The sequence below is a fragment of the Mucilaginibacter sp. OK268 genome, from assembly GCF_900103125.1.
Taxonomy (GTDB): Bacteria; Bacteroidota; Bacteroidia; order Sphingobacteriales; family Sphingobacteriaceae; genus Mucilaginibacter.
Genome location: NZ_FNJV01000003.1, coordinates 110,750 through 123,284 on the forward strand (window position 1 = coordinate 110,750; position 12,535 = coordinate 123,284).

Annotated in this window: 6 protein-coding genes; 4 read left to right on the forward strand and 2 right to left on the reverse strand. The window is 41.0% G+C overall.

All coding sequences use genetic code 11. The features are described from left to right. The first annotated feature begins 4 nt into the window (after positions 1-4). The 4 genes from BLR84_RS10970 to BLR84_RS10985 all read left to right on the forward strand — a co-directional run bounded on the left by BLR84_RS10970 (position 5) and on the right by BLR84_RS10985 (position 7,958). The gene (locus tag BLR84_RS10970; protein ID WP_090467881.1) at positions 5-1,597 is read left to right on the forward strand and encodes a SusD/RagB family nutrient-binding outer membrane lipoprotein; all 1,593 of its coding nucleotides are present in this window, start codon (positions 5-7) and stop codon (positions 1,595-1,597) included. A gap of 192 nt (positions 1,598-1,789) precedes the next feature. After that, positions 1,790-5,065 carry a VCBS repeat-containing protein gene (locus tag BLR84_RS10975; protein ID WP_176852028.1) on the forward strand — a complete coding sequence of 1,092 codons (3,276 nt, stop codon included), beginning with the start codon at positions 1,790-1,792 and terminating at the stop codon, positions 5,063-5,065. After that, positions 5,065-6,402 (forward strand): vanadium-dependent haloperoxidase, encoded by a 1,338-nt coding sequence (locus tag BLR84_RS10980; protein WP_090467883.1) that lies wholly within the window; start codon positions 5,065-5,067, stop codon positions 6,400-6,402. Before BLR84_RS10975 ends, BLR84_RS10980 begins: the two co-directional genes overlap by 1 nt. A gap of 5 nt (positions 6,403-6,407) precedes the next feature. After that, positions 6,408-7,958 (forward strand): FG-GAP repeat domain-containing protein, encoded by a 1,551-nt coding sequence (locus tag BLR84_RS10985; protein ID WP_090467885.1) that lies wholly within the window; start codon positions 6,408-6,410, stop codon positions 7,956-7,958. Positions 7,959-8,082: 124 nt separating this feature from the next. On the opposite strand, the gene BLR84_RS10990 is transcribed toward BLR84_RS10985, so the two are convergent. Beyond that, positions 8,083-10,359, reverse strand: a complete 2,277-nt coding sequence (locus BLR84_RS10990) for a GH92 family glycosyl hydrolase (RefSeq protein WP_090467887.1) — start codon at positions 10,357-10,359, stop codon at positions 8,083-8,085. 72 nt (positions 10,360-10,431) lie between these two features. Further along, positions 10,432-12,534, reverse strand: a complete 2,103-nt coding sequence (locus tag BLR84_RS10995) for an alpha-L-fucosidase (RefSeq protein ID WP_090467889.1) — start codon at positions 12,532-12,534, stop codon at positions 10,432-10,434. Position 12,535: the final 1 nt, after the last annotated feature.

Consider the following 12,535-nt stretch of genomic DNA (forward strand, 5'->3'; position numbering starts at 1 on the left):
AGAGATGAAAAAACAACTGATATATAGTTGCCTGCTTATAGGTGCCACCTTTATAGCGGGTTGTACTAAAAACTTTGATCAAATAAATACCGACCCCACTAAAGTGGAACCAACTTTAGCTACTGCCCCCTATTTGATGTCCCAGGCGCAAATTAAATTTTCTAACTCGGGCTACGATCAATTACTGTATCAAAGTATGTGGTCGCAATCACTAGCTTCAACTTATGATTACTACGGTAATGGTGATAAATATATTTATGCTGGTAGCGGACGCGATTATTACTCAAGGACCTGGAACACCAGCTATGGAGCTTCTACTTTAGTTGATGAAATGAAGATCATGATTAAAGGCAACGCAAGTTATACTAACCTTGATAACTGCGGAACTATTTTGAGAATGATGATATTGCAACGCATCACTGATGCTTACGGCGATATTCCCTTTTCACAGGAAGGGCAAGCAAAAGCAGGTATAGTTACACCTGTTTTTGATACGCAGCAAAGTATTTATACATCTATGCTTAGTCAGCTGGAGACAGCAACTGCTGCCCTGGATGCATCGAAAGACAAAATCCCTGCTGATCTTTTCTATGCAGGGGATATTTCCAAATGGAAAAAGTTAGGTTATTCATTAATGCTGAGGGCCGCCATGCGTTTAACTAAAGTTGACGCAGTAACCGCACAAAAATATGCCGAAAAAGCGTATACCGGTGGAGCAATGGCATCTGTTGATGACAATGCAAAAGTAAAAGCGGATAATAGCAATAATAATGGTAACAGCGATGCTGCCGCATTATTAGTAACTGATGATTTCAGAGAAGTAAGGTGGTCAAAAACCTTGATCGACTATATGAAATCAACTAACGATCCACGTATCAGTGCTATAGCCGAAATATCTACAGGTACCGGAAAAAAGGCTAATGAAACCCAGGTAGTTGGTATTAATACTGCAAGCCTGCAGGCAGGGATGCCAAACGGGTATGACCTTAAAGGCGGCGTTTATGACATTTCAAAAGCTCCTGGTTATCCCGGCACAAGTCCCGCCGACCCTACTGTAGCAAACGATGCAGCAGCTCCTGATGGTAAATACTCACGTCCGCAGTTTGCAGTATATGACGATCGTAACCGTTACAACTTCCTAATGACTTACGGAGAAAGTGAGCTTTTATTTGCGGAAGCAGCATCAAAAGGCTGGAGCACAGGATCAGCGGCTACACATTATGCCAATGCTCTTACTGCTGATATGGCAACCTTAGCTCAGTTTGGTACAACATCCGTACCAGCAGCAAGTATTACCGCCTATGTTGCCACGCATCCTTTGGTTGCGGCTACAGCTTTACAACAGATCAATATGGAGTATTTCGTTACAACATCAGCAACATTCAACTTCAATGAAACCTGGGCTAACTGGAGAAGGTCTGGATATCCTGTTATAACTCCGGTAACTTATCCAAATCAGTTTGCTGTATCAACTATTCCAAGAAGAATCCCTTATCCACTTGGATTGCCATCAACAAATGCTGCAAACTACGCAGCAGCTGTTGCCCGGCTTTCAGGTGGCGATACATTCGTCGCAAAAGTATGGTGGGATAAATAATACCTCTATATCATAATTAAAAAACAAGGCTATGATGGGTTCATAGTCTTGTTTTTTAATTTTTACACAAAAAAGGGGTATTCATATTGGCTGCAATTGCATATCAAATGCTTATTTTTATAATTACCATACACCAATAAAATCCACTCATTAATGTATTGTTCCTTCCCTTTTACTTTCCTCTTGAATAGGATGTTGTATAAGCCATGGGGCATTATACTCCTTTTGTGTTATAACGTCACCGTACTTAAAGCCCAGCAGCCACTTTTTAAACTATTACCCCCTGAGCAAACAAACATTACGTTTAGAAATAACCTGGTTGAGGACGAGCACCTGAATGTTTTATCCTACGAGTATTTATATAATGGCGGCGGGGTAGCGGTTGGTGACATTAATAATGATGGGTTGGAGGATATCTTTTTCACCAGCAATCTTGGCCCGGATAAACTTTACCTTAACCTCGGCAATTTAAAATTTAAAGATATTACCAAAGAAGCCGGCGCGGGAATGGCCGGACGTACAGGTGATTGGAAAACCGGTGTTACCATGGCCGACGTGAATGGTGATGGTCTGCTGGATATTTATATATGCTATTCAGGTCTCGGCGACAACAGTAAACGCCGCAACCAATTATTCATCAATAAGGGTAATAATAAGTTTGTTGAACAAGCGAAGGAATATGGCCTGGATGATCCAGGATATAGTACTCAAGCTGTGTTTTTTGATTATAATAATGATGGCAAGCTGGATATGTTCCTGCTTAACCACAATGTAAAAAAAATAAGCAACCTTGAGTTTGCCCAAAACAAAAAGGAAACGGATGAATTGGCGAGCAATAAGCTTTTTGAAAATCAAGGAGGACACTTCGTAGATGTTTCAAAAAAAGCTGGCATCATACAAAACCCGCTCACTTTTGGCCTGGGTGTTGCCATTGCCGATATCAATAAGGATGGCTTTCAGGATATTTACGTAACTAATGATTATAACGAACCCGATTACATGTATATCAATAATGGGGACGGAACTTTTACTGATAAAAGCAAACAAAGTTTAAGACACTTATCTCAATTTTCTATGGGTGTCGATATTGCCGACATAAATAATGACGGTCTTCCCGATATCATGACCCTGGATATGCTGCCACCGGATAATCGCAGACAAAAACTTTTGCAGCTTCAAGAAAACTATGAATCGTTCGAGTTGATGCTACAGCAGGATCTGTATAAGCAATACATGCGTAACATGCTACAGCTTAACAATGGTGATGGAACTTTCAGTGAAATTGGTCAACTGGCAGGTATTTCCAATACCGATTGGAGCTGGTGTCCCTTGATGGCCGATTTTGACAACGATGGTTATAAGGATATTTTCATCTCCAACGGATACTTTAGGGATTATACCAACAAGGATTTTTTACGATACTGGGGCGATTATAAGCTTAAAAAAGCTATGGATCGTGAACCTTACCTGTTAATGGACCTGGTGAAAGCCATGCCATCTACCACCCTGTCAAACTATATTTTCCAAAACAATCACGATCTTACCTTCACCGAGAAAAAACAGGATTGGGGTATCAATAAACCGGGCATATCAAGCGGGGCGGTTTATGCTGATCTGGATAATGACGGCGACCTCGACCTTATTACTAATAATATCAACAGCGAAGCCTCCATCTATCAGAATATGACTATGGAAACTTCTAAAAAGAATTATGTAGCCGTCAGCTTAAAACAAAACGGCCCTAATGTAAACGCCATAGGTGCCAAAGTTTACGTTTACAATGATAAACAAACCCAATACCAGGAAGTTAATCCCAACAGAGGCTATTTATCATGCGTATCGACCGTTTTAAACTTTGGTCTGGGCGATCAAAACAAAGTTGACTCCATCAGGGTAATATGGCCCGACCAAACAACACAATTATTAACCGACCTAAAGGCTGATCAACGCTTAAATATTGTTTATAAAGTGGGTTTAGCCAGCTACAAACCAGCTATTAAAAATAATAAAACGCTGTTAAGTGTAACCAAGCCAATTATTGATTATAAACATACCGAAACTACCATAAACGACTTCAAGCGCCAGTTGCTCATGCTTTTTATGAGTTCTAAAACAGGTCCGGTTATCGCCAAAGGCGATGTAAATAAAGACGGACTTGAAGATCTTTTCATTGGTGGCGATCAGAATACACCAGGCAAAATATATATACAAAAACCAGGTGGTACATTTACGGCTACCGAGGTATCAGATCTGAATCATGAAAACACTTCAGCGGCTGTGTTTTTTGATGCCAATGGCGATGGTTTTCCAGACCTTTATGTGGCAAAAGGCGGCTACTCCTTATTAGAACCCAACACACCAGATCTGCAAGATAAACTATACCTTAATGATGGCAAAGGCAATTTTACTTTGTCAACCACTTCCCTTCCCCAGCTTAATGCCAATAGTAAATCATGCATACGCCCATGTGATTATAATAACGATGGCAAGGTTGATCTTTTTGTGGGTGCGAATATTATCCCGGGCCAATACCCGGTAACACCTAAAAGCTACCTCTTAACCAATGCTGGTGATGGACGCTTTACCATCACAGATGTACCTTTTGCTGCCTGCGGCATGGTAAAAGACGCTCAGTGGGTTGACTTAAATGGTGATGGCCGTAAAGACCTCATCATTTGCGGTGAGTTTATGCCTATTATGGTTTATACCAATACACCTAAGGGTTTTGTGGATGAAACTGCCAAATACTTTGATCAGCAGGAAAACGGCTTTTGGAATACTTTGACAGTTACCGATATAGATGGTGATGGCAAACCGGATATTATAGCCGGTAACCTGGGGACTAACACGCAAATACATACATCACCTACAGAACCTGCCGAGATGTATTATGCCGATTTTGATGGCAACGGCTCTATCGACCCATTCTTTAACTTTTATATTCAGGGAGTAAGCTATCCATTTGTGAGCCGCGATGAATTAAATGAGCAGATATACCAAATGCGTAAAAAGTTCAGCTCATATAAAGCTTACTGTGATGCTACTATGAAGGATATTTTTAGTCCGGATGATCTGGTTAAAGCCACTAAACTCACTGCCGATGAGGTACAAACCAGTTGCTTTTTGAACAGGAATGGCAAATTCGTTAAAATATCGCTACCTATGGAGGCGCAATTTTCTATGGTAACTCAAATAATTGCTACTGACTTTAATCATGATGGCAAAACCGATCTCCTATTGTTAGGAAATCATTCCGATAACCGCCTAAAACTGGGGAGTTTTGATGCCAGTTATGGCTGCCTGTTAACCGGCGACGGCAAAGGTGGTTTCAAATATCAAACACAGTTATCATCAGGAATATCGGTTACAGGGGATGTAAAATCAGCGGTAGCAACCCAAATAGGTGGTTCAAAATACATATTGATAGGTGTATCTGGTCAACCATTACAATTTTATAAAGAAAACTAATGATCAAGAATATATCTATTTTTTTGCTGCTACTGTGCAGTTCAACTTTAGGCTATGCACAAAAGAATAAAAAATCTTTGCCCGATTATTTACAACTGGATAATACCATCAAGGCCATATCAGCAGTAATGATACATGATGTGGTGAACCCACCTGCAGCCGCCCGTTATTATAATTACGTAATGCTGGGTGCCTATAACCTAACTGCTTTAAATAACAAAGAGATTGTCCCACTTGCTGATTTTGTAAAAACCTATAAAGATGATAATCAGCTCAGCATTGAAAAAGGCAAGTACAATTACCAGATAGCAGCCATATACTGCATGCTCGAAACCGGCAAGCAAATGCTCCCTTCAGGCTTTATGCTTCAGGATAATGAGGACAAATACATTAAATTATTAAAAGACAATAAAATAGATGATGATATCATCAAACTATCCATAGCTGCAGCTGCAGAAATGACCGCCAAAGTGATCAAATACTCCAAAGGTGATAATTATAATAAATTAAGTGGCAGGCTGAGATACACCCCTATCAAAGGCGGCAAAAACTGGTACCCTACTCCTCCTACTTATATGGAAGCCGTTGAACCCAACTGGAAAACCATCAGGCCTATGTTGATTGACTCATCCAACGAGTTTGTACCGGTACGGCCAACACCCTTTAGTACCGATAGCACAAGTGAATTTTATAAGCAAGCTTATGATGTTTACAAGGTTTCCAAAAATCCCCCATTGGAGCAGGTTGCTATTGCTAATTTCTGGGATTGTAATCCTTTCGCCGTAACCACTTCTGGCCATATGATGATCGGGTTTAAGAAGATCAGTCCGGGGGGACATTGGATGAATATCGCTGGTATTGTGACAAAAAAAGCTGGTCTAAGCTTTGATCGTTCAGTAACTGTACTTACGCTTGAGGCGGTGACCCTTATGGATGCCTTTATTAGCTGCTGGGACGAGAAATACCGCAGCAATGGAATCCGGCCAGAAACATATATCAACAAGTATATCGACATCACCTGGACACCCTATTTGCAAACCCCACCTTTCCCCGAATACCCAAGTGGTCACGCGGTGCTTTCCAACGCATCGGCAGGAATTTTAACTTATCTGTTAGGTGATAAATTTGCTTATACAGATGATTCTGAAGTCCCCTATGGTGTTGGCCCACGTAGCTTTAAATCTTTCTATGAAGCCGCCGAAGAAGCCTCAATATCCCGGTTTTATGGGGGCATTCATTTTAAGGATGCTATAGTTTTTGGTAACAAACAAGGCCGGCTGGTTGCAGCCAAGGTTATTGAGAAAATAAAAGCTGCAAAAATTACCCGGCAAAATTAATTCATATGAATATAAGAGCGTTTATTTTAATCGGACTTTTTGTTTTAACTGCTCTTATTTGCCTCAATTCCTTTACTACTAAAAGAGATCTGCCACCTAATGATGATGGCAAAATGCTTTTTGAGAGATATTGTACCAACTGCCATATGGCTCCCGATCCGGCCAGTTTAACTAAGGAGATTTGGCAAAACCACGTACTGCCTATTATGGCCAGCCGCATGGGAATTATCTATCCAAACTATGACCCATTAAGAGGATTAAGTGACGAGGAACGGGAGGTTGTAAAAAAAAATCATATCATCCCCGATGAACCTATATTGACTAATAAAGAATATGGTAAGATCGTGAACTATATACTCATTAATGCTCCCGATAGTATATCATTGGATGAAAAAAGGCTGACACGAAACAGTCCCTTAAAACAGTTCGAACGTCAGGATATTCAAATATCAGAAAAGACATCTTCAATGATCACAGGATTGGAGTATAACACTTCAACCAACACCTTATGGATAGGCGATTTTTATAAAAAGGTATATAACTGGCAATATGGTAAGGGCGTGACCCGGATTATCAACAGCAATAGTCCGGTAGTTGATTTTAACTTTTATAAGGGCGATACCTATTTTACAGAGATAGGCAAATTATACCCTACGGAGCTCAGCACTGGATCTTATTCACAATTGAAGGATAGTATAAACTCAACCCTAATTACGTCCTTACATCGACCCGTTCATGCTGAAATTGAAGATCTGGATAATGATGGGGTGCCCGAAATAGTAGTTTGTAATTTCGGCAATAAGATCGGCACGCTTTCATTGTTCAAAAAAGACAAATCAGGAAAATATACCGAAGATATATTAATGCCCCTGGCCGGAGCTATTAAATGTTATATCAAGGATATGGATGGCGATGGTAAAAAAGATATTGTTGCCCTGTTTTCGCAAGGGGATGAAAGTGTTTGGATCTTTTACCAAAAGGATAAATTAAAATTTAAAGCCAAAAGAGTTTTACAATTTCCGCCTAATTACGGTACAACCGATATGGTTTTGGTTGATTATAACCACGATGGCCTTACCGATATTGTTACCGTACATGGCGATAATGCCGATTACTCCAATATACTGAAAGCCTATCACGGCATTCGTCTTAACATCAATCAGGGAAGCGGCGTGTTTCAGGAGAAATTCTTTTACCCGATATATGGCGTTACCAAAGTATTAGCCGAGGATTTTGATAAAGATGGCGATATTGATTTTGCCGCGACGGCATTCTTCCCAGAGTTTGGGAAACTTGTTGATGAATCATTTGTGTACCTGGAGAATACGGATCAGAATAAATTCACCTTTAAATCATACACGCAAAAGAGCGAAGTACCCATAAAAACCTTAACACTTGAAGCTGCGGATGTTGATGGCGATGGAGACCTGGATATTATCACCGGTAACTTTGCTCAAAGCCCCGGTCCTGCCCCTGCAGATCTTGATCAGAAATGGAAATCGGCTAAATATGGTTTGAGTATTTTTTTTAATCAGTTGCACCAACCGAAGAAATAGTATAATTTAAGATATGTCATTGCGAGCGATAGCGTGGCAATCTCCTCGTTTGTTTATAATTAAGTGAGGAGATTGCTTCGTCGTTCCTCCTCGCAATGACATTTTTTAAATTCTAAATGGACTGCTATTTCAACACCGATACTGCTTTGTTCGCATCACCCACACCCCAAACCGTTCCAGGCTTATTACCCATGGTAATTATCAGTTCGCCGCCATTCATGATGTCTTTGTGCGCAAAATAGGTTTTGTTGTAAACCTTGCCATTTAACAGCATCGCATTAATATACTTATTTTGCGGGCCGTTGTTTTTCACCACGATATGGAAGGTTTTATTCCCCTGTAATTTCAATGTAGCCTCATTGATAACCGGGCTACCGAAAACATACAGTCCGTTTGCAGGATTGGCAGAGTAAAAACCAAGCGCCGATAACACATACCATGCCGACATCTGACCAACATCCTCGTTACCAATAATACCATCTGGTTTATCGGTATAAAAATCATCCAGGATATACCTTACTTTTTCGGCAGTTTTCCAGGGCTGACCAGAGTAATCATAAAAATAACTCATCGGATGGCTTGGCTCATTACCATGCGCGTACTGACCGATCAGACCAGACACATCAGGCGATTTAAACTTGCCCATATCACCTTTCGCGATAAATAATGAGTCGAGTTTAATATTGAACTTTGCCTCGCCGCCCAATAAACTGATCAATCCTTCTACGTCTTGTGGTACCAGGAAAGTATATTGCCAACCATTGCCTTCGGTGAAATCACCATGCTCATGGATGGAAATAAACGGACTATATGGTGTGCGCCATGAGTTTTCTGATAAACGACCACGCATAAATCCGGCTTTTGGATCATAATAGTTTTTATAATATTGACCACGTTTGCTGAAGTAGTCGTAATCAGCCTGTTTGCCTAATTTTTTAGCAACCTGTGCTATGCACCAATCGTCAATAGCATATTCCATACCCATAGACACGGATTCTGCAGTACTATCAGCTGGGATATAACCGAGGCTTTTTACAAATTTAATACCACGGGCATCCTGCATGGCGGTGGTCTTCATGGCCTCGTAAGCTAAATTAGCGTCAAAGCCATTGTACCCCTTTAGCAAAGCATCAGCCACAACAGGTACGGCACTATAACCCACCATACAATTGGTTTCGTTGGCCATTAAATGCCATACGGGTAAACTACCCTGCTGCTGATAAATAGCCAGCATAGAGTTGATCATATCATTGGTATGCTCCGGGTGGATAATGGTCGACAATGGGTTATTTGCCCGGTAAGTATCCCATAAAGAGAATGTGGTTACATTATTGAATCCCTGATTTTTATGCACTTTTTTATCTGTTCCCCAGTATTCGCCGTTCACATCATTAAATATTGATGGAGCTATCATGGTATGATAAAAAGCAGTATAGAATTTTTTAAGCTGCGATAAAGAATCTGCTTTAATGGTGATCTTCTGAAGCTGGCTATTCCAGGCTTTATCTGCGTCGACAACCACTTTATTAAAATCCCAACCTGGTATTTCGGTTTTGATGTTTAGCATCGCGTTTTCGGTGCTTACCGGCGATATACCTACTTTTGCATAAACAACCTCGCCTTTGGTGGTGCTGAAGCTGACCACTCCTTTTACTTTAGTTCCTTTTAGTTCTATACCAGCTGCACTTGAAGTACTGTCATATACCGTGAAGGTTTTGATTGGTTTGGAGAATACAGCAGTAAAGTAAATGCGCTGATCAACCGCCCATCCTTTTGAAAAACGATAGCCAACAATGGTGTTTTTGTTAACTTGTTTAATATAAGTTTCCATTGGCCTGTCCCAACCGATACCTTCTTTCAAGTCGATCACGATATGAGCATCTTTTGCAGCCGGGAAGGTATATTTATGCATACCAACCCTGGTGCTTGCAGTAAGCTCTACGCCTATACTGTAACGTTTTAGCTTAACTTTATAATAACCGGGTTTTACCACTTCATCCTGATGACTAAACAGCGAGGTGTAACCGCTCTGCAAATCTTTTATACTGCCCTTAGTTACTTTGATAGGCCCTGTAGTTGGCATAAAGGAAATATCGCCCAGATCGCCTATACCGGTACCGCTCAAATGTGTATGCTGAAAGCCGATAATGGTTGAATCTGATATATGATAGCCCGAGCACCAGTCCCAGCCTTCAGAAATATTGGTTGGCCCTAACTGTACCGCACCAAAAGGTACGCTGGCACCGACAAAAACATGCCCATGAAATCCTGTACCAATATATGGGTCGACATATTGGGTTAAACTACCTGGTTTATTTGCCATAGTGGTTTTATGCACCTGGCTAAAAGCACTTGAACTAAACAATGCCAGCAACCCGGCCAAACAGATTTGTTTTTTCATTGAATGATTGTATAGAAATAGTATTATGGTTTATAATTAGATACAAACATAAACCCAATACTTAATTGTTTATTAATAAACGCTTAATTCGGCAATTGTAATACCATTTCCCGAAATTACGTGCGCTGCCTCAAATTTAAAATACCTGGCTTTAACCGGCTGTTTTAAAATAACCGGCTGTTCTATCAAACTTGCTTTAATATTAGAAAATTCGCCCGCAGCCACTTTTTGCCACTCCTTGCCATCATTACTGGTGTAAAATACATAGCTATCAACAATTCCCTCAAACTGCTTATCCTGGCGTGGCAGATACCCAAAGGCCTTAATTTCTTTAACGCTACCCAGATCAATGCTGATCTGTTGCGGAAAAGATGCACTTTCCTGCTTTAAAGTACTGTAAAGAGAATGGCTATTTTCGTCAATAGCATTTTCGGCATGGTTGTTATTACTTGCATCGATCACCTTCCAGGCGGTTTTAGCATATCCTAATGAAACAAAAGCCGTTTCACTTTGCTGATCTTTTCCTTCAAAGCTACGTGCTTTTATCACTGCATCATCAGTAGCAGTAAAAGAACCTTTATATAATGGTGACTTTAAAGTTGGCTCCTGGCCGTTTAAGGTATAGTGAATAGAATTTACAGGCGCTTCGGTAGTAATGCTTATCTCGCCGCTTTTATTACGGCTGATCTTTGGAGCAGTTAAATGAACAGGCTCTTTATAAATACCAAAATCGCTTAAAGCTATGGCGGCCTGTGAGCCGGTAATGCGTAACCTTAGTTTAGTTGTTGTAATGTTTTGAGTTAGGCGGATAAGACGATTACCTCCGATACTGGTCGCCGAAGCTATTTGCTGCCATTTGCCATTGGTATATGCGTCAACAGCGAGCGAATCGATGCGTTGTCCTAATTTGATATTTTCACGTAACCTGATCACATTAAATGTTTTAGGAGTATGCAGATCAATAATTAGTTGAGGTGTTGTTACTTTATCATCTGTAGCCCAATAGCTATAGCGATCATTATCCAACAAAAACTGCGGGCCGTATTTAATCTTATTCCCACCGCGTACGTTGCTGGCAGTAAACGTTGCTCCTTTTGCCAGGTTTACGGCAAAGGTTTGCTTTAGTAACTGACCAAATTCAGTGAGTGATTTTACATCTATCTCATTAACAATTCCCCGCTGATCAGGAGACAAACCAAGATCAAGCGCGGCATCGCGGCCAACGCTTTTGTAATAGAGATCAAGTAAAGTATAAGGTGATTTTACTCCTCCATCCTGTGTTTTGTGGTAAAACCATCCGGGTCTTAATGATACATCGCATTCAGCGGGCATCCAGTATTTACCGTCGCGGGTGCCTTCTGTACCTTCATAGTCTTTAACATATCCATTTCCAGGTTCTTTGCCTTCGTCCGGAGCATGAGGTGTATAAGTAGCCCAACAGGTTTCACCGGCATGCCCTTCTTCGTTGCCTACCCAACGTACATCGGGGCCCACATCGCCGAATATCACAGCATTGGGTTGTAATTTACGGGTGATGCCCCAGGTGTTTTTCCAATCGTAATAAGTTGAGCGGTCGATCTTGCGGATCTCGCGTTTGCCGCCATAATAGCCATCGCCACCATTGGCGCCGTCATGCCAGGAAATGAACAGTGGGCCATAATGTGTGTATAGTTCCCGCAGTTGTTCCTGGTATATTTTTAAATATTCTGGTGTACCGTAGTTGGGGTTATTCCTGTCCCAAGGCGAACAATAAACACCTAATTTCATGCCCAATTTATCACAGGCCTCACGATATTCTTGCAGTATGTCACCTTTTCCATTTTTGTATGGGCTTTGTGAAATATTGTGTTCTGTTGTTTTGGTTGGCCAAAGGCAAAAACCATCATGGTGTTTTGCTACCACCACAACACCTTTAAATCCGCCTGCTTTGGCCGCAGCAACTATCTGCATGGCACTAAACTGAGATGGATTAAGCAATTTAGGGTCTTCGTCACCATACCCCCACTCCTTGTTGGTATAAGTATCCAAACCATAGTGAATGATACAATACATCCCCATTTCCTGCCAGTTGAGTTGCCCCTGCGTTGGTAAGGGCCCAAACGGTTTAGGTGGGGCCTGACTAAAGCTACGAACGCTAACAATAAATAGTAATACAAACAGAATAATCTTTTTCATT

What these genes read in the sequence shown, in the direction of transcription:
- BLR84_RS10970 (WP_090467881.1), top strand. Translation starts at nt 5, where the DNA reads ATGAAAAAACAACTGATATATAGTTGCCTGCTTATAGGTGCCACCTTT.
- BLR84_RS10975 (WP_176852028.1), top strand. Translation starts at nt 1,790, where the DNA reads ATGTTGTATAAGCCATGGGGCATTATACTCCTTTTGTGTTATAACGTC.
- BLR84_RS10980 (WP_090467883.1), top strand. Translation starts at nt 5,065, where the DNA reads ATGATCAAGAATATATCTATTTTTTTGCTGCTACTGTGCAGTTCAACT.
- BLR84_RS10985 (WP_090467885.1), top strand. Translation starts at nt 6,408, where the DNA reads ATGAATATAAGAGCGTTTATTTTAATCGGACTTTTTGTTTTAACTGCT.
- BLR84_RS10990 (WP_090467887.1), bottom strand. Translation starts at nt 10,359, where the DNA reads ATGAAAAAACAAATCTGTTTGGCCGGGTTGCTGGCATTGTTTAGTTCA.
- BLR84_RS10995 (WP_090467889.1), bottom strand. Translation starts at nt 12,534, where the DNA reads ATGAAAAAGATTATTCTGTTTGTATTACTATTTATTGTTAGCGTTCGT.